Source organism: Lentzea sp. NBRC 105346 (assembly GCF_030269605.1).
Lineage (GTDB): Bacteria > Actinomycetota > Actinomycetes > Mycobacteriales > Pseudonocardiaceae > Lentzea.
This window is the reverse complement of record NZ_BSTQ01000002.1, coordinates 670,277-688,461: the sequence shown is the minus strand read 5'-3', so window position 1 is coordinate 688,461 and position 18,185 is coordinate 670,277. Positions and strand designations below refer to the sequence as shown.

The following is an 18,185-nucleotide window of genomic DNA, read 5'->3' as shown; positions in this document are numbered from 1 at the left end:
GGCGGTCACCGGTCGGCAGCCGTCGCGACCGAGTCGAGCGGCGACCCGAACAGCGCGACGGAGTTGTGCCAGCACACCGCCCGCAGCCAGTCCTCGTCGAGGTCGAGCCGGGCGAGTCCGGCGACCTGGTCGGCGTAGGCCCACGGGAAGTTCGGGAAGTCGCTGCCCAGCAACACCTTCCCGGCGAGACCGAGCGCGTGCAGCCGGGGCATCAGCTCCCGCGGGAACGGGATGATCCCCTCGAAGAACGTCGTGAACGCCATCGTGGTGTCGAGCGCGACCCGCTCGTACTCCTCGGCCATGCGCAGGAACGGTTCGTAGTCCGGCATGCCCATGTGCGCCACGATCACCGGCAGCCGCGGGAAGCGGGCCAGCAGCGCGGCGAACGGGTCCGGCCCGGTGTGCTCGTTGCCGATGGGCACGTGGCCGGCGTGCATCACGATCGGCACCCCGGCCTCGGACAGCAGTCCCCACACCGGGTCCAGCAGCGGGTTGTCGGTGCCGTACCGGCCGACCTGCAGGTGGACCTTGAAGACCTGCGCACCCGAGTCCAGCGCCTCGGTCACGTAGTCCGCCACGCCCTCCTCGGGGTAGAACGTCGCGGAACGCAGGCACCCCGGCGTTTTGCGGGCGAACTCGAGCGCCCACTCGTTGAGCTCGGTGGCCAGACCCGGCCGGTGCGCGTAGGACAGCGCGCTGAACTGGCGGACCCCGAGCTGGCGCAGGTAGGCTACGCGCTCGTCGTCGGACCAGCGATAGCGCACCGGCCACTCGCGGCCGACCAGCGGACCCGCCTTGTCGAAGTGCGCCCACACCCGTTGCATCAGCCACGAAGGCATGAAGTGCACGTGCACGTCGGCGAGTCCGGGCAGGCCCAGCGCGCGCCAGAAGGACGGGACTTCGACGTCCTCCTCCGGCTGCGGCACGGCCGGCTCGTCGGCCTGAACGAAACTCATAGAACCAGTCCTCCGGAGATTTCGATGACCTGACCGGTGATGTAGCGCGCCCGGTCGGAGGCGAGGAAGCAGATGGTGTGCGCGACGTCCTCGGGTGTGCCGAACCGCCCGGCGGTGATGAGCGCCTTCATCAGTTCGACGCGTTCCTGGGGCAGCCCGGCCGTCATGTCGGTCTCGATGAGGCCCGGCGCCACCGCGTTCACGGTGACGCCGTACCGGCCGACCTCTTTGGACAGTGCCTTGGTGAACCCGATGACCCCGGCCTTCGACGCCGCGTAACCGGTCTGGCCCGCCGCGCCGTGCACACCGACGACCGAGCTGACGTTGATCACGGCACCTCGGCGCTGTTTCACCATCGGCAGCACCAGCTGCTGGGTCACGTTGAACACGCCACCCAGGTTGGTCTCGATCACGTCGTCCCAGTCGTCCCTGGCCATCCGCGCGAACGAGCTGTCGCGGACGATGCCCGCGTTGTTGACCAGCACGTCGAGCGTGCCCAGGCACTCCAGTGCGGCGGTCGCGAACCCGTCCACGGCCGCCGCGTCGGACACCTCGGCCGGCAGCGCCAGGCACTGCCGGTCGGGGTGGGCCTCGTTCATCTCCGCGCACAGCGCACGGGCCGCGCCGGCGTTGCTGTGGTAGCCGAACACCACCTCGGCGCCCTGCGCCAGGGCGAGCCGCACCACCGCGGCGCCGATGCCGCGCGAACCGCCGGTGACCACCAACCGCTTGCCCGCCAACGGCAGGTCGCCGGTCAGCCGGGCGTCGGGAGCGATCGCGTTGCTCACTCGGTCGCCGCGTTCGCACTCGCCAGCGGCTGCGGAGCGGACAGGCTCAGCACCGTGGGGGCCGTCTTGTGGCTCACCTCGCGCTCGCGCAGATCCTTGTAGCGCTCCTCGGCGAGCAGCGCCTGGATCATCGGCGTGTAGAACGGGCCGTCGCCGACCAGGGTGACCGCCTCCGGCGTGACCTCGACGAGCTCGCGTTCGCCGAGCGCGTCCCAGATGGACCGGAACTCCTCGTACACGTCGATGCCGAACGCCTCGCGGTAGGCTGTCCGGTCGACGCTGAGCCCGAGCAGGTTGCGGAACAGCATCGCCAGCCGCCAGTCCTGCCTGGTGTGCCGGAAACCCTGCTCCACGGGAAACTCGCCGTTGTCGATCATGGACCGGTAGCGGCCGATGTTGCGCTGGTTGATGAACGACCACGCGTGCCCGTCCTCGAGCATCGTGTCGCCGAAGAACGAGATCGCCGCGTAGCCGAGGCCGATGGAGTCCAGGTTGTCCAGGCGCGGGACGACGCCTTCCTCGTAGTCGCGGCCGAACGGGTCGCCGGGCTTGCGGAAGTTGTACGCGGTGAGCTGCTCGTAGCCGTGGGACTTGAGCAGGTCGCGGGAGACCCGGTACATCTCCAGGTTGCTCAGCGGAGCCGGTAGCTCGTGGTAGCGGTTGAGCGCGAAGTCGGTCGGACCGCCCACGTTCAGCTCGTAGTGGGTGATGTCGTGGACACCCCAGGACACGACCTTCTCCAGGTCCTCCACCATGGTCTCGACCGTCTGCTGCGGCCAGCCGAAGATCAGGTCGAGGTTGGCCGCGAGACCGAACTCGGCGGCCCAGTCCAGGGTCTGCGTGGTGTGCTTCAACGTCTGCTTGCGGCCGCTGAGCTTGTTGAGCCGCTCGTTGATCTGCTGCACACCCATGCTGATCCGGTTCATGCCCGAGTCGCGGATCGCCTGGATCTTGGCGCGGGAGAACAGCTGCGGGATGCCCTCCAGCGTGATGTCGGCCGCCGGGCTGATGTTGGGGAACAGGTCCCGCACCAGGTCCATCAGCTTGTGGTACATCGGCTCCTTGTACAGGTTCGACGTGCCACCGCCGAAGTACACGCCGCCCAGGGTGGCGCCTTCCAGCGCCTCCTTGTACATGGCGGCTTCCCTTTGCAGGTAACCGAAGTAGTTCTCCAGCGCCTCGTTGCCCTGGAACTCCTCGACGGGGAACAGGCAGTAGCCGCACTTGCCGGGATCGGTCTTGATGCAGTACGGCACGCCGACGTAGAGGTTCAGCGGCGTGGACCGGTTCGCCTCGCGGATCAGGCGCCGGTCCTCGGCCACCTCCTTGACCGGGACGTACGGGTCGGTCCAGTAGCGCGGCGACGGGAAGCCGTGCTGGACCTTGTTCACCTGCCGCTTGTCGAGATGTGTGTCGATGTAGTCGTTGACGAACTTGGCGTCGAGCACGGCTTCAGTCCTTTGTGGATCGTGGTGGCGGGCGTCATTCGGCGGGAGCGAGCGCGAGCACCTGGTCGAGGATGTACTCGGCGAGGTCCGCGATGCTCTGGTAGTCGACGGATTCCATGGCCGCGAAGCGGAAGTCGAGCTTCTCCTGGATGCGGCGCTGGAACTCGGTGATCATGAGCGAGTCGAGTCCGATCTCCAGCAGCGCGCTCGACGGATCGAGGTTGCCCAGGTCGAACTCGTGCTCGTACTCGGCCGCGAGCCGGCCCAGCGTGTCGCGGACCTCCTCGACGACCCACTCGGTCACGACCGCCAGCCGCTTGTCGCGCGACAGGGGCTCGATCCGCGCGACGAGCTCGGCCCGGGACTCACCCGTCCGCCGCGACGCCGTGGCGGACGTCCCGCCGGTGCCGTTCGTGGTCAGGGAGTCCGCGTGCCGCAGCTCGACCCCGTCGAGCTCGACGAGCACGGTGCCGTCGTCGCCGGTCAGCCGCAGCGTCGCCACGGCGGCCGACCCGGTGTCGTTGAGCTCCACGCGGACGTGGCCCCACACCTGGGCGGGCAGCGGGCCGGTGACCGTCAGCCGGTTCACGCGGAACGGCAGGTACGCGCCGCTCAGCGCGCGGCCCGGCAACGTGCCCAGTGCGGCGGCGACCAGGTGCAGGCCACCGTCGACCAGGGTGCTGAAGCGGAACCCGTGCCGCTCCTCGGGTGCGCCGTCGGGCACCGCGGTGATCCGGCCGAGCGCCTCGCCGCTGCCTTGTTCTCCGCCGGCCTGCTCGCCGGTCCACAGCTCGCGCACGGTCGAGAAGCTCGCCCCGTACTCCATGCCGGCCTCGCGTAGCCGCCCGTAGAACCGGCCGGGCACGACCGAGGTCGTCAATGCCGCTCGCAGGTCGTCGAGCGCGACCGGTTCGACGGCCGCGTCCGGGGAACCGATCACACCCCGGCAGTGCTCGACACCGTCGTCGTCCTTGTCCCGCCTGGTGACCGTGAACGTCGTGCCCGCGTTCGTGTCGCGCAGGAGGACCCCGACGCCGACCTTACGGCCGGGCGCCAGCACGAGCGGCCGGAGGAACCCGACGTCACGGAGCACGACCGGTCCCGCGTCCCCGCCCGCGGCGCGGACGGCCAGCTCCAGGTAGCCGCTGCCGGGGAAGACGGTCTTGCCGAGCACGCGGTGGTCGACCCACGGCGTGGTGGTGGTCAGCATGGTCTCGTAGCCGAGCCGCGTGGTGACCACCGGCGCCGCCTTTTCCACGACGGCTGAGGGCGTGCCCGGACCGTCGGCGGAGAACCAGTAGCGGTCGCGGCGGAACGGGTAGAGCGGCGCGGCGATTCGTTGGTGCGCAGCACCTTCGAACAACGTGGCCGGGTCGATCCCGGCGCCGGTGACGAACAGCGCGCCCGCCGTGCGGAGCACGTTGCGCACGTCCTCGCGGTCGCGGTGGAGCGTGTGGATCAGCCGGATGTCGGTGGCGCCGACGACGCCGGCGATGGCGGGGGACAGCGCCGGGTGCGGGCCGACCTCCACGATCGCCGTGCAGCCGGACTCGATCACCGCGCGCACGCCGTCGTGGAAGCGCACGGCCTCGCGGGCCTGCCTGCTCCAGTACTCCGGTCCTTCCTCGCCGGTGAGGATCTCCCCGGTGAGCGTCGAGACCATCGGGATGACGGGCGTGCCCGGCTCGAACGTGGCGGCGAACTCCGCCAGCTCGGCCAGGATCGGGTCCATCAGCGGCGAGTGGAAGGCGTGCGAGACCTTCAGTTCCGTGGCGCGGACACCGGCTTCGTCCGCCAGCTCGGCCACCTCGTCTACCGCCTCGGCCGCACCGGACACCACGACGCTGCGCGGGCCGTTGACGCCGGAGACGGCGATGTTCTCCTTGTCCGCCAACCAGTTCCGCGCGACGTCCTCGGACGTGCCCAGCGCGAGCATCTTGCCCTCGCGGGGCAGCGCGCCCATCAGCCGGCCGCGCAGCACGCTGAAGCGGGCCGCGTCCTCGAACGCGAGCAGGCCGCTGACACACGCGGCGGCGATCTCGCCGACGCTGTGGCCGATCACGACCGACGGCTCGACGCCCCACGAGCGCAGCAGTTCGGCGAGCGCGTACTCGATCGCGAACAGCGCGGGCTGCGCGAAGCGCGTGTCCTCGGCCCCATCGCCCGGCAGCTCGCCGAAGACGATGTCGCGCAACGACGTGCCGAGCTCGGGGTCGATGACCGCGGCACACTGATCGATCGCCGCGGCGAACACCGGCTCGTGCTCGTACAGCTGCCTGCCCATGCCCTCGTACTGCGAACCCTGGCCGGTGAACACGAAGGCAACCTTGGTGTTCTTGCGCGCACGACCGTCCACAACGGACGCGTTGCCGCGGCGGCCGCGCCAGCGCCGCAGGTGCTCGGCGGCGTCGGCGGAGCTCGTGCCGACCACCGCGAGGCGGTGCCGCAGCGCCGCGCGCCCGGTGGCGGCGGTGTTCGCGGCGGCGGGCAGCGGCACGGCGTCGTCCGAGGACAGGAAGTCCGCCCAGCGCCCGGCGAGCTCGTCGAGGCTCTCCTCCGACTTGGCCGACAGCACCAGCAGCTCGTGCGGGCGAGCCTCGGTCTGCGCGGCCGGCTTGGGCTGGGGCGCCTCACGCAGGACGGCACAGGCGTTGGTGCCGCTGTAACCGAAGGAGTTCACCCCGGCCAGCCGGGGCTCACCGTTGCGCGGCCAGGCCGTCGGCGCGGTCGGCACCCGGATGTCGGCGCCGCGCAGGTCGATCTTCGGGTTCAGCTGTTCGAAGTGGACACTCGGGAAGATCGTCTCGTGCTCCAGCGACAGCGCGGCCTTCACCAGCCCGAGCAGGCCCGCACCCGCCTCCAGGTGACCGAAGTTGCTCTTCACCGAACCGACGTGCAGCGGCTGCCCGGCCGGCCGGGACTCGCCGTACACCTCGACGATCGAGCTCATCTCCATCGGGTCGCCGACCGGCGTCCCGGTGCCGTGCGCGTCCACGTAACCGATCTGCTCCGGCTTCACACCGGCCTGGGCGAGCGCGGTGCGCATCACCCGTTGCTGGGCGGTGCCGTCGGGAGCGGTGATGGCGACCGAGCGGCCGTGGTGGTTCACCGCGGTGCCGATGACGCTGGCGATGATCCGGTCGCCGCGGCTGACAGCCGTGGACTCGCGCCGCAGCAGCACGGCCACGCAGCCCTCACTGCGCACGTATCCGTCCGCGTTCGCGTCGAACGCCCGGACTCGGCCGGTCGGCGACAGCAGACCGGCCTTGGAGAAGGCGATGTGCACGGCGGGAAACACCATCACGTTGACCCCGGCGACGATCGCCGCGTCGCACTCGCCGGACAGGATGCTCTGCCGCGCCAGGTGCAGGGCGACGAGGGAGCCGGAACAGGCGGTGTCGACGGTGAGGCAGGGGCCTTGCAGCCCAAGGAAACTGGAGATCCGGCCGGCCGTCACGCTGATGGCGTCGCTGGTGGCGTCGTACCCGGTGAGACCGGGGAACCCGTCCTGGTGCAGCTTCAGCGAGGCGTGGCTGTTGGTGTTGGACGCGCCGATGAACACGCCGGTGTCGGTGTTCTTGAGCTCGTCGGGGTTCTGCCCGCCGGACTCGAGTGCCTGCCACACCGTCTGCAGCAGCAGTCTCTGCTGCGGGTCCATGCGCGCGGCCTCGGCCCCGGAGATGCCGAAGAACCCGGCGTCGAACTCGTCGACGCCGTCGACGAAGCCGCCGTGCCGGGCGGTCGTCTTGCCCGGCCGCACGGGGTCCGGGTCGTAGAACCCGTCGACGCTCCATCGGTCGGCGGGGATGTCACTGATGCAGTCGCGGCCGTCTCGTAGGGCGGCGAACAAGTCGGGTGCGCTGGAAACACCACCGGGAAGCGCGCAGCCGACTCCGACCACTGCGATGGGCTCGGCAGTCATAACTCGTCTCTCTCCAAGTTTTCGGGCATGGCAAAGCCGTGATCGCACAGCGTGTGGCGTACTTCGACGTCATCGTCGGAAAACGCGCAGCAGGGAATGCCCACGGTCGCCGGGCCGCGGTGCATGAGAAAACGTCACTCGGACGTCAGCAGATGGATGCGGATTGCAAAGTTTCCCCCAAATATGCTGAGATCACCTCAGGCGGGCCTCCCCAGGCCGCCTCTTCTATCTGGCAATGTTTGTACAGATCGCCTACTCCGAGCGTAGCAGTGGGTAGGTGGGTGTCAAGGAAGATCAAAGACATTGGGTCGCGGTATGCGGCCCGCTGATATGACGAGCTCTCGGCTTGAGGCTGGGGGTGTATCATCCGATGGCCGCGCGACGGTCGGTCACCTGGGGGGATAAGTGTCGTCAGCTGGAATTGCGGGCAATAGTTCGGCCATACCCGAATTCTCCTCGCGGCCGTTCCGCTTCGGCGTGAGCCTGCACAAGCGGTGCACGCGCGAGGAGTTCGTCGCGAAGTGTCAGCGCGCCGCCGAGCTCGGCTTCGACGTGCTCGCCGTGCCCGACCATCTGTGGATGCCGTCGCCGTTTCCCGCGACCTTGCTCGCCGCGGAGGCCTCGGACAAGGTCAAGGTCGGCACGTTCGTGCTGAACAGCGGCTTCTGGAACGGCAGCATCCTCGCCAGGGAGATCGCCACCGCCCAGCTGATGACCGGCGGCCGGTTCGAGCTCGGCCTGGGCGCCGGGTACGTCGAGGCGGAGTACCAGCAGGCCGGCATTCCCTTCCCCAGCCGGTCCGGCCGGGTCGAGAACCTGCGCCGCGCGATCGAGGTCGCGCGGTCCGACGAGTCCACACCCGGCGCGTTGCCGAAGCCGCCGCTGCTCGTCGCGGGGCGCCGCGACCGCACGCTGAGGCTGGCCGCGCGGTACGCCGACATCGTCGGGCTGAGCGTGCTCGCCGACGAGCCCGGCACGCTGCGCGCGATCACCGCCGAGGAGCTCGACGACCGGGTGGCGAAGGTCCGTGCCGGAGCTGGTTCGCGCTTCGCGTCGCTGGAGTTGAACCTGATGATCCACCACGTGCACCCCACGGAGAACCGGGCCGCTGCCGCGGAGGACCTGAAGGCGATCGCGCCGGCGATGTCCGGTGAGCAGCGCCTGGAGGCCCCGGCCGGGCTCATCGGCACCACCGCGCAGATGGCGGAGATCCTGCGGGAACGCCGTCAGCGGTGGGGTGTCACGTACATCAGCGTGCACGAGCAGTACATGGAAGCACTGGCACCCGTGATTGCCGAGGTCAAGTGACCGTCACCAGCGTTCGTGACCCGAAGCTGATCCTCGCGGTCGTGAGCTTCGGGTCGTTCATGTCCTCCCTGGACATGTCGATCATCAACATCGTCACCCCGGTGCTGGCGCGGGAGTTCGAGAGCAGCCTCGCGGCGATGACGTGGGTGATCAACGCCTATCTCATCGCGAACGCGGCGCTGGTGATCCTGTGCGGCCGCCTGGGCGACATGTTCGGGCACAAGCGGATGTTCCTCATCGGCGCGACCGTCTTCACGGCCGCCTCGCTGGCCTGCGCCGCCGCGCCCAACCTCACCGCACTGCTGGTGGCACGGGCGGCGCAGGGCGTCGGCTCGGCGATGCTCTACCCCCAGGCGATGGCGATCATCGTGGCCGCGTACCCGCCCGCGCGGCGCGGCGCCGCCATCGGGATCTGGAGCGCGGTCTCCAGCCTGGCGTCCGTGCTGGGCCCGCTGATCGGCGGCACGCTCACCTCGCTCGCCGGCTGGCGGTCGAACTTCGTGCTGAACCTGCCGATCGGGTGCGCGCTGATCGTCGTCGGCGCGCTGGTGCTGCCCGCGGCCGGGGCACGGCAGCGGCAGAGCCTGGACTGGCTGGGCGCCACCCTGGTCACGCTCGCGCTCACCGGGCTGTCGTTCGGGCTCATCGAGGGCGCGAAACACCGGTGGGGCGCGGTCTACGGGCTGATCCTGGTGGTCTCGGCGGTGCTGTTCGCCGCGTTCGTCGTCGTCGAGCGGCGCAGGCAGGGCAGGTCTCCGCTGATCTCGTTCCAGTACTTCCGGGACCGCAACTACACGCTGATGGTGCCGGCGACGACCGTGGTCTCGCTGGTCATCGTGGGCACCATGCTGCCGATGGCGATGTTCGGCCAGTACGCGCTGGAGTTCACGCCCGCCCAGGTCGGCGCCCTGATGTTCCCGATGTTCCTCACCGTCGCGATCTGCGCACCGCTCGCCGGGAAGCTCGCGGACAGGCTCGGCGGCAAACGCGTCTTCATGGCCGGGCCGGTGTTCTTCGGCGTCGGCATCCTGTGGTTCGCGGCGGTCGCGGACGTCGACACGTGGTGGCCCGTGCTCATGCCGGGCCTGCTGCTCGTCGGCATGGGCCTGAGCTGCACGTTCACTCCACTCAACTCGATGGCCATGCACAACGTCCCCAAGCAGCTCGCCGGGGCCGCGTCGGGCATCCTGCACACCGCCCGCCAGTTCGGCTCCGTCATCGGCGGTTCCGTGATGGCCGTGCTGATGCAGGCGTTCCTCGCGACCGCGGTGACGACCCACACCGCCGCCCTGTCCGACCGGGTCCCGCCGGCCGACCGCCCGGCGTTCGAGCAGTTCGTCGCCGACTCGATGTCGTCGATCGGCAGGGCGGCGGAGTTCGCGGGCAGTGGAGCTCCTGCGCCCGGTGGCGTGGCCGGGGCGGTGGCCGCGCGTGACGTCCTGCGCGAGTCGGTGATCAGTGCGGTGCGGCCGACGCTGCTGGTGTTGGCGGCGATTCTGATGATCGCGCTGGTGTGCGCCTTGTTCGCCCGTTCGCCCCGCAAGGACGTCAGCTGAGCGTGACCGGGCGGTTCGTCGCCGACTCGATGTCGTCGATCGGCAGGGCGGCGGAGTTCGCGGGCAGTGGAGCTCCTGCGCCCGGTGGCGTGGCCGGGGCGGTGGCCGCGCGTGACGTCCTGCGTGAGTCGGTGATCAGCGCGGTGCGGCCGACGCTGCTGGTGCTGGCGGCGATTCTGATGATCGCCCTGGTGTGCGCCTTGTTCGCCCGTTCGCCCCGCAAGGTCGTCAGCTGAGCGTGACCGGGACGCACTCGTAGCCGTTCATGTTGAACGTCTTGCGCCGCACGGGTTTGCCGGACAGCGCGATGCCGGGGAAGTGCTCGAGCAGCGTGCCGAAGACGATCTCGCCTTCCAGGCGGGCCAGCCCGGCGCCGATGCAGAAGTGGGAGCCGAACCCGAAGGACGCCAGCGGCGTGCGGGACCGGTCGAGCACGAACGCGTGCGGGTCGTTGTAGGCGGCGGGATCGCGGTTCGCCGAGCCGAGCAGGAACACGACCTCGGTGCCCGCCTCGATCCGCGTGTCGCCGATGACGACCGGTTCCTCGGCGATGCGGCTGACGAAGTGCAGCGGCGGGTCGTGCCGCAGGACCTCCTCGGTGAACGCCCGCGCGTGGCCTTGGCGCAGCCGTTCGGCGGCCTCCGGCCTGGTCAGCAGCGCGACGCAGCCGTTGCCCAGCATGTTCGACGTCGTCTCGAACCCCGCCGCGAACAGCAGGTAGACGGTCTGGATGAGCTCGGCCTCCGACAGCGCCGCGGAGTCGTCGCGGACGGCGATCAAGGCCGAGGCGAGATCGTCCTGAGGTGAGCGCCGCCGCCGTGCCACCAGGTCGAGGAAGTAGTCGTGCAGGATCTGCCCGGACGCCACGGCCCGCTCGGTCGCCTCCGCCGCGTGCACGGGGTCGATGACCAGCAGGAAGTCGAGCACGTGCGGCAGCAGCTCGAACTGGTCGGCCGTCGGGACGCCGACGAGGTTCCCGATGACGTGCATGGGGATCCGGGAGCACAGGTCACGGGCGAGGTCGGCCTCGCGGCCGGCCGCCGCCATGTCCCGGTAGAGACCGGTGACGATCTCCGTGACGCCGCCGGACAGGTCCGCGACCCGCTTCGGCGTGAACGCCTTGTTGACCAGGCCGCGCAGCCGGCGGTGCGTGTCCCCGTTGTGCCAGAGCAGCGACTGGTAGAACTGCGCCAGGCCGATCCGGTCCCGCCAGCCGGGGTGTTTGCGGTCGCGGCGTTCCGGGTCCTGCTTGACCAGGCCGGGCAGCCGGAACCCCGCCGCGACGTGCTCGTACTTGCCGACGCAGACCATGTTCAGCCCCGGAATGGCGAACGGCGACTGCTCGCGGATCGCGTCGTAGAACTCGTACGCGGAGTCGTCGGTCGGCCGCTGGGCGAACATCGGGCCGATCCGCTCGGTGAGATCCGGTGGTGTGCGCACTGTGTTCACTCCCTGAGTGGTCAGCCGAGGTAGCCGCCGTCGACCTCGAGCACGTGTCCGTTGACGTAGCTGCTCGCGGCGGTGCAGAGGTAGACGAGCGCTCGCCCGATGTCCTCGCCGGTGCCCGCGCGGCCGAGCGGGATCTTGGCCAGGTGCTTCTCCCACAGGCCCGGCACCTGCTGCAGGTCCAGGCCCATGCCGAGGTCGAACAGGCCCGGTGAGAGGCAGTTGACGGTGATCCCGTAGCGCGCGAGCTCGATGGCGCTGGTTTTGGTGAACATCTCGACGCCGGCCTTGGCCGCGCTGTACGCGGCCGCGCCGGGCGTCGGCCGCCGGGCCATGCCGGAGGAGACGTTGATGATCCGCCCGCCGCCGCGCCTGGTCAGGTGCGGGATGGCCGCGTTCGTCAGCAGGAACGTGGCGGTGAGGCAGGTGTCGACGGTCTCGCGCCAGTGCTCGACGCTCAGCTTCTTCACGAACCCGTCGTGGCGGACCGCGGCGTTCGACACGACGATGTCGACGCCGCCGAACGCGTCCTCGGCCGCCCGCAGCACGGCGGCCACGGACTCCGGGCTCGTGACGTCGGTTTCGTGGTGCAGCACCCGCTCGCCGAAGCGTTCCCGCAGTCCGCCGGTCCGGCCGGGGGTGCGCGAGGCGCAGACCACCTGGCACCCCTCGGCGAGCAGGGCTTCGGCCATCGCCAGTCCCAGCCCTTTGTTGCCGCCGGTCACGACCGCCGTCCTGCCGGTGAGCTGTTGGTCCATACCGAAACCTCGCGGTCGTCTAAAAATGCACTAAAGCCGGTCCTAAAAATGCGCTAAAGCGGGCCTTAAGAATCCGGGACCGGACCCCTCGGGTGACCGACGATGCGTAAACTTCGTTCGAGCATACCAGCGGATGAAACATTGATCGGGGAATTGATGAGCCTGAGTAAGGAGATCAGCGGTTCGCTTCCGCTCAGGCCGACACCTCGCGTTCAGCTCCATTCTTTGACAGGGCTGCGCGGGTTGCTCGCCGCGCTCGCGTTCCTGGCGCACTTCTTCACGCTGCATCTGCTGCCGGTTGACGGGCACATGCGGTTCGTCACGACGCCGACGCCGTCGATCCTCGTGCCGATCACGTACGCCGGAATGAACGTCTTCTTCGCGATGAGCGGATTCGTGATGGCGTGGGCGGCCCGGCCGGACGACACGGCCCAGGCGTTCTGGAAACGCCGGTTCGCGCGGTTGTTCCCGATCTATTTCGTCACCACCGTCCTGGCGGCCGGCGCCCTGGTCGTGCTGCACATGCCGGTCGGGCTCGACAACTTCCTGCTGCACGTCTTCCTGCTGCAGGCCTGGGTGCCGGACCAGGGGATCATCTACGGCATCAACCCGGTCTCGTGGTCGCTCAGCGTCGAGGTCTTCTTCTACCTGGTCTTCCCGGCGATGCTGGTGCTGCTGAGCCGGGCGACCGACCGGATGCTGCGGATCACGGTCGTCGTCGCGCTCGTCCTGGCGTGGTGGCTGCCCTATCTGGTGGGCGACACGTTCACGCTGGCGCAGACGGGCGGGTCGACGTTCTTCAACCACTCCGAGCAGGGCGGCGAGTTCACCTTCTGGTTCACCATGATCTTCCCGGGGTTCCGGCTCGTCGACTTCGTCTCGGGGGCGGCGGTGGGCATGCTGATGCGCCGGGGTTCGTGGCGGGGCCCGAGCATGAAGGTCACCCTGATCATCGTCGCGGTGATGTTCGTCGTCGACTTCCTGTTCCTGCCCAACCGGATCCAGCGCGTCGGTGGTCTGCTGCCCGCCGTGCTGCTGCTGATGGCCGCACTGTCCCAGGCGGACCTGAGCGGCCGGATGTCCTGGTTGCGGGTGAAGCCGTTCACCTGGTTCGGCGACCGGTCCTACAGCTTCTACCTGGTGCACGTGCTGGCGTTCCTGCCGCTGCAGCCGGTGATCCTGAACCTGTACACGACGCTCGGGATCATCCCCGCGCCGTCGGTGGACCTCCCGGTCCCGCTGACCGTCTTCAGTTGTCTGTTGTACTTCACCATCTGCACCTTCGCGGCCTGGGCGTTGCACAAGTACGTCGAGGTTCCGATGTCGCGCCGGCTGCGCAAGGCCGGGCCGACGAGTGCACGTTCGAAACTCCGGGGGGAGAGGTCTTGAAGTTCAAGGACCCGATCAAGCGGGCGCTGCCCGCCATTTCCGTCATCCTGGTCGCCGAGGCGATCGACCTGATCCAGGACGAGAAGGGCGACGAGCGCAAGCGCCACCTGAAGGACACGGCCACCTCGATCGCGCAAGGGCTGATCGGCCTGGGCTTCTCGAGCGCGTTGCGGGCGTTGGCGACGATCCCGTACTCGTACTTCTACGAGCACGTCGCGCCGAGCAAGCGCCGCCTGCAGAAGCCGCACGACTGGATCGTGCTGTTCATCGCGGTGGACTTCCTGGTGTACGTGTACCACCGGCAGGCGCACGAGCGGCGGCTGCTGTGGGCCGGGCACCAGGTGCACCACTCGAGCGACTACCTCAACGTCTCGACCGCGTTCCGCCGCAAGTGGTCGCAGTGGTTCGAGAAGCTCGTCTGGGCGCCGCTGCCGCTGCTGGGCTACCCGCCGCAGGCGGTGTTCTTCATGCACGCCTGGCACCTGGTCTACGGTGTGTTCGCGCACATGGACAAGATCGAGAAGATGCCGCGCTGGTTCGAGACGGTCTTCGTCTCGCCGTCGCACCACCGCGTGCACCACGGCTCGGACCCGAAGTACCTGGACAAGAACTACGGGTCCATCCTCATCATCTGGGACAAGCTGTTCGGCACGTTCCAGGCCGAGGAGGAGAAGCCCACCTACGGCCTGACGAAGAAGCCGCCGACGGAGAACGTGATCGGCCTGCAGACGTTCGAGTTCAAGGCCCTGTGGCAGGACGTCCGCAAGGCGCGTAACAACCGTGAGCGCCTCAAGTACCTCTTCGGTCCGCCGGGCTGGAAGCCGGAAGACGCGGCCTGAATGTCCGTCGCGGTACTGGGCTCCGGGCTGTTCGGTATCGCCGCCGTCCGGAGCCTGCGGCGCAGCGGCCTCGACGTGACCTGGCTGTCCGAGGACCAGGCGCCCGGCGGGTTGTGGCGCGCGGATTCCCTTGCCAGCAAGGTGTATCCGTCACTGCTGATGATCACACCGTCCGGTGACTCGGTGTTCCGCGACGACCGGTCACGGTTCGGCGACCGTTTCCTGCGCTGGAGCGAGTACGCCGAGTACCTGTCCCAGGCGATGCCGCAGGACGGGGAGGTACGCGTCTTCGGCGCCAGGGTGCGGGAGTGCGTCCCGGTCGAGGACGGCTGGGAGGTGCGGGCCGATTCGTTCACTGGGAAGTTCGACTGGATCGTGAACGCGACCGGCCGCAACAACCGGCCGCGGGCGCTGGCCGTTCCGCCCGGTGGCACGGCGTACCGGCATGTGCATGCGTCGGAGTACCGGACGCTGTCGTCGATCGAGGGCGCGCGCTGCCTGGTCGTGGGAACCGGACAGTCCGGTGTGGACATCGCGAGCGATCTCGCGTTGCGCGGCAACGAGGTCGACGTCAGCGTGCGCTCCGGCAGCCTGATCGTGCCGAAGTACATCCTCGGCAAGCCGGTCCGGGCGCCGCGGTCGGGCGGCCTCGCCCGCCGAGTGACGTCGCCCGTCAAACGGCGACTGCTGCGGTTGCTGGTCGGCCGCCAGGAGGAGTGGGGCCTGCCGGAACCCGCGGGGGAGTCGATGCCCGTGGTGTCCGATCTCTTCCTGCACGTGCTGCGGCACGGGCTGGTGACGGTCCGGCCCGCGGTCGGTTCGTTGCGGGAGAACGACGTCCTGTTCGCCGATGGCAGCACCGAGCGCTACGACGTGGTCGTGTCGGCGACCGGCTACGAGTGGACGTTGCCCCATCTGCCCGCGGGTGTGCAGGATTCCGGCCTGTTGCTGGGCATGCTGCCGCCTGGGGTGGACCGGCTGATCCTGTTGAACGGCTTCCGTTGCAAGGGCGCCGCTATGGCGTGTGCGGAGATCCAGGCGGACCTGGTGCCGCGGATCGTGCTCGGCGAGATCGTGCCGGGGACCGGTGCGCCGTTGAGCCCTGAGCGGGCTCGCGTCGGGTTCACCGGGGCGGACTACCGGGTGTACCTGGCGGGGCTCACGTCGCGCGGCCGGGGGAGAACGTTTCCTGGATCTCCAGGTTCCCGAGCTCGGCGATCCTCGCCATCACTTCCTTCGTGAAGCGGTGTGGTTCTTTGGGGCTCTTCACGTTGCTGTCCGATCGTGCGCGGCGAGATCGCGCCCCGGCCCCGGCCGTTGAGCCCCGAACGGGCTCGGGCGGGGTTCACCGGGGCGGACTACCGGGTGTACCTGGCGGGGTTCACGTCGCGCGGCCGGGGGAGAACGTCTCCTGGATCTCCAGGTTCCCGAGCTCGGCGATTCTCGCCATCACTTCCTTCGTGAAGCGGTGCAGTTCCTTGGGGCTCTTCACGTTGCCGTCCGGCGGCGCGATGGGCTCGCCGATCTCGACCGTGCACCCCGACAGCTTGCCGGACAGCAGCGCGCCGATTGAGAACTCGGACGTCCCGGTGATCACGACGGGGTGCACCGGGACGCCGGTGCGGAAGGCCGCCTGCGCGACCCCGGTGTGCCCGCGGTAGAGCAGACCGGGCCGGCCGCGGGTGCCCTCGGGGAACACGCCGAACACCTTGCCCTGCTCCAGGTTGGCCACGGAGACGTCGACGGCGTTGAGGCCGCCGATCGTCCCGCCGCGGATCGTGCTGATCTGGCCCTGGCTCTGGAACAGCGCCCGCATCAGCCGGCCGCGGATCCCCGGCGCTTCCCAGTACTCGCGCTTGGCGAGGAACACGATTCGCCTGGGGCACACCAGGGACAGCAGGAACGGGTCGAACGGGGACAGGTGGTTCGGGGCCAGGATGATCGGGCCCTCGGCGGCGAGCCGCTCCAGCCCCTTCACCCGCGGGCGGATGATCGCCTTCAGGAGCGGGCCGGGGAAGACGTACTTCAGCACGACGAAGGACACCCGCAGGTCGCGCTGACGCCACACTCGCAGTGGGCTGATCATGATGTGGCCACCTCGTTCCGCACTACCAGCTCCACGATGTCCTGTCCGACGGTGCTCGTGCCGAACGCTTCGAACTTCCGGTCGCAGAACCGGCTGCGCGCGAGCCCGCGCTGGACCTTGCCGCTCGTCGTGCGCGGCAGGGACCCGACCGGGACGACCTGGATGCCGACCCGCGGGAGGTCCAGCGCCGCCGCGAGCTCCTGGCCCCAGGTGTCGAGGACGGCGACGAGACCGTCGAACTCGCGCACCAGGGACCGTGGCGCCTCCAGCAGGACCATCGCCTCGTCGTACGTTCCGCGCGCGATGCCGAAGGCCGCGGACGGCACGTCGCGCATCGCGATCTCCGACAGTTTCCGCTCGATGTCCACGGCGTGGTGGTTGACCCCGTTGCGGCTGATCAGATCCGCCTCCCGGCCGCACACGTACAGCTCGCCGTCGTGGAAGAACCCGAGGTCGCCGGACTCGTGCCACACCCGTTCGTCCGATGTGGACGGTACTGACGTGATCGACCGGCAGTAGGTTCCGCCGAAGACGCTGTCCCCGCGGATCACCACCGAGCCGACCGTCCCGTCCGGCACCGCCCGCCCGTCCTGGCGGATCTCCACCTCGCAGCCCACCGGCCGGCCCGAGCTGACGAGCCGCCGGCCGGAGTCCTCCACCGGGCGTGCGATTCCGGCGTGGTCGAGATCCTGTGCCGAGAAGACGTGGCTCACCGCGCCGGTGCCCCGGCGCCGGCCGGACACCATGAGCGTGGCCTCGGCCATCCCGTAGCACGGCATCCAGGCCGCCGGGTCGAAGCCGGCACCGGCGAACCGCTCCTCGAACCGCCGCAGCGTCGCGTGACTCAGCGGCTCCGATCCATTGAGGACGGTTCGCAACGACGACAGGTCGCCCTGCCAGCCGGCGGGCACGCGGTCGACGCACAGGCGGTACCCGAAGTCCGGTGCGACGGTGATCGTCGCCCGTACCCGGTCGATCAGGTCCAGCCAGCGGCCGGGGCGCCGGATGAACGCCGACGCCGACATGAAGTTCACGGTGAAACCCCGGTGCAGAGGCAGCAGCAGGGACCCGACGAGCCCCATGTCGTGGTGGAACGGGATCCACCCGACGCCGACGTCCTGTGCCGTCACCGCGGTCAGCTCGGCGATGGACCGCAGGTTCGCGGTGAGCGCGCCGTGCGTGATCGGGACGCCCTTGGGTGACGACGTGGAGCCCGAGGTGAACTGCACCACGGCCACGTCACCGGGAGACACCTCCGGTGTGCCCGGCCAGACCTCTTGCAACTGCAGGAGATCCTCGACATAGAGCAGTTGTGCACGCGGGTAGTCGGTCTCCTCCGGAATCGCCTTCCTGGACGTGACGATCACGACGCCGTCGTTGTCGTTCACGATCCGGCCGAACCGCTCCTTCGCCCGCGAACCGCCGGACGGGGGCGGCAGCGGCACGGCGGGAATCCCGCGCAGCAGGCAGGCGAGGAACGCGTACACGAACTCGACCTGGTGGTCCAGCGCGATGACGACGCACGAGCCGGTGTGCTCGCCGAGGGCCGCCGCGAAGCGCCGCGCCTGCTCGTCGATCTCGCCGAACGACCGCTTCGTGATGACGATCTCGTCGCGCTCGAACTCACAGAAACAGACCGTGCTCACCGCGTCGTTGGCGACGTTGTCCGCCCACTGGTCCAGGAACATG

Annotated in this window: 14 protein-coding genes; 6 read left to right on the top strand and 8 right to left on the bottom strand. The window is 69.4% G+C overall.

The genetic code is table 11. The features are described 5' to 3' along the window. Positions 1-5 precede the first annotated feature (5 nt). From QSK35_RS06925 to QSK35_RS06910, 4 genes are read right to left on the bottom strand one after another with little or no spacing between them, the layout of a single operon-like run. Positions 6-956, bottom strand: a complete 951-nt coding sequence (locus tag QSK35_RS06925; RefSeq protein WP_285743381.1) for an amidohydrolase family protein — start codon at positions 954-956, stop codon at positions 6-8. After that, positions 953-1,744 carry a 3-oxoacyl-ACP reductase family protein gene (locus QSK35_RS06920; RefSeq protein ID WP_285743379.1) on the bottom strand — a complete coding sequence of 264 codons (792 nt, stop codon included), beginning with the start codon at positions 1,742-1,744 and terminating at the stop codon, positions 953-955. The genes QSK35_RS06925 and QSK35_RS06920 overlap by 4 nt, the downstream gene beginning before the upstream one ends. Further along, complete coding sequence (locus tag QSK35_RS06915; protein ID WP_285743377.1) at positions 1,741-3,192, bottom strand: coproporphyrinogen-III oxidase family protein; 1,452 nt, start codon at positions 3,190-3,192, stop codon at positions 1,741-1,743. Before QSK35_RS06915 ends, QSK35_RS06920 begins: the two co-directional genes overlap by 4 nt. A gap of 34 nt (positions 3,193-3,226) precedes the next feature. Beyond that, entirely contained in the window at positions 3,227-7,114 is a 3,888-nt protein-coding gene (locus QSK35_RS06910; RefSeq protein ID WP_285743375.1) for a type I polyketide synthase, read from the bottom strand. Positions 7,115-7,591: 477 nt separating this feature from the next. Between QSK35_RS06910 and QSK35_RS06905 the strand changes: the two genes are divergently transcribed. Genes QSK35_RS06905 through QSK35_RS06895 form a run of 3 tightly spaced genes read left to right on the top strand, consistent with a single transcriptional unit; the run spans position 7,592 to position 10,214 of the window. Continuing rightward, positions 7,592-8,422: a TIGR03621 family F420-dependent LLM class oxidoreductase gene (locus QSK35_RS06905; RefSeq protein WP_285743373.1), complete on the top strand. Its 831-nt coding sequence runs from the start codon at positions 7,592-7,594 to the stop codon at positions 8,420-8,422. Next, positions 8,419-9,978, top strand: a complete 1,560-nt coding sequence (locus tag QSK35_RS06900) for a DHA2 family efflux MFS transporter permease subunit (RefSeq protein ID WP_285743371.1) — start codon at positions 8,419-8,421, stop codon at positions 9,976-9,978. The genes QSK35_RS06905 and QSK35_RS06900 overlap by 4 nt, the downstream gene beginning before the upstream one ends. Before the next feature lie 2 nt (positions 9,979-9,980). Further along, positions 9,981-10,214 (top strand): hypothetical protein, encoded by a 234-nt coding sequence (locus QSK35_RS06895; protein WP_285743369.1) that lies wholly within the window; start codon positions 9,981-9,983, stop codon positions 10,212-10,214. Here the strand turns inward: QSK35_RS06895 and QSK35_RS06890 are convergent. Further along, positions 10,207-11,418 (bottom strand): cytochrome P450, encoded by a 1,212-nt coding sequence (locus QSK35_RS06890; RefSeq protein ID WP_285743368.1) that lies wholly within the window; start codon positions 11,416-11,418, stop codon positions 10,207-10,209. The two genes, QSK35_RS06895 and QSK35_RS06890, sit on opposite strands and share 8 nt — an antisense overlap. 20 nt (positions 11,419-11,438) lie before the next feature. Then, entirely contained in the window at positions 11,439-12,182 is a 744-nt protein-coding gene (locus tag QSK35_RS06885) for an SDR family NAD(P)-dependent oxidoreductase (protein ID WP_285743366.1), read from the bottom strand. A 225-nt stretch (positions 12,183-12,407) separates the two neighbouring features. Between QSK35_RS06885 and QSK35_RS06880 the strand changes: the two genes are divergently transcribed. Genes QSK35_RS06880 through QSK35_RS06870 form a run of 3 tightly spaced genes read left to right on the top strand, consistent with a single transcriptional unit; the run spans position 12,408 to position 15,652 of the window. Beyond that, entirely contained in the window at positions 12,408-13,571 is a 1,164-nt protein-coding gene (locus QSK35_RS06880; protein WP_285743364.1) for an acyltransferase family protein, read from the top strand. Further along, on the top strand, positions 13,568-14,410 hold the full coding sequence (locus QSK35_RS06875) for a sterol desaturase family protein (RefSeq protein WP_285743362.1): 843 nt from the start codon (positions 13,568-13,570) through the stop codon (positions 14,408-14,410). The genes QSK35_RS06880 and QSK35_RS06875 overlap by 4 nt, the downstream gene beginning before the upstream one ends. Beyond that, positions 14,411-15,652, top strand: coding sequence for an NAD(P)-binding domain-containing protein (locus QSK35_RS06870; RefSeq protein ID WP_285743360.1), 1,242 nt, complete (start codon positions 14,411-14,413; stop codon positions 15,650-15,652). A gap of 139 nt (positions 15,653-15,791) precedes the next feature. Here the strand turns inward: QSK35_RS06870 and QSK35_RS06865 are convergent, their stop codons facing one another. Continuing rightward, positions 15,792-16,496, bottom strand: coding sequence for a lysophospholipid acyltransferase family protein (locus QSK35_RS06865; RefSeq protein WP_285743359.1), 705 nt, complete (start codon positions 16,494-16,496; stop codon positions 15,792-15,794). Then, entirely contained in the window at positions 16,493-18,184 is a 1,692-nt protein-coding gene (locus tag QSK35_RS06860) for an AMP-binding protein (protein WP_285743357.1), read from the bottom strand. Before QSK35_RS06860 ends, QSK35_RS06865 begins: the two co-directional genes overlap by 4 nt. Position 18,185 lies beyond the last annotated feature (1 nt).

What these genes read in the sequence shown, in the direction of transcription:
- QSK35_RS06925 (WP_285743381.1), bottom strand. Translation starts at nt 956, where the DNA reads ATGAGTTTCGTTCAGGCCGACGAGCCGGCCGTGCCGCAGCCGGAGGAG.
- QSK35_RS06910 (WP_285743375.1), bottom strand. Translation starts at nt 7,114, where the DNA reads ATGACTGCCGAGCCCATCGCAGTGGTCGGAGTCGGCTGCGCGCTTCCC.
- QSK35_RS06885 (WP_285743366.1), bottom strand. Translation starts at nt 12,182, where the DNA reads ATGGACCAACAGCTCACCGGCAGGACGGCGGTCGTGACCGGCGGCAAC.
- QSK35_RS06870 (WP_285743360.1), top strand. Translation starts at nt 14,411, where the DNA reads ATGTCCGTCGCGGTACTGGGCTCCGGGCTGTTCGGTATCGCCGCCGTC.
- QSK35_RS06865 (WP_285743359.1), bottom strand. Translation starts at nt 16,496, where the DNA reads ATGATCAGCCCACTGCGAGTGTGGCGTCAGCGCGACCTGCGGGTGTCC.
- QSK35_RS06860 (WP_285743357.1), bottom strand. Translation starts at nt 18,184, where the DNA reads ATGTTCCTGGACCAGTGGGCGGACAACGTCGCCAACGACGCGGTGAGC.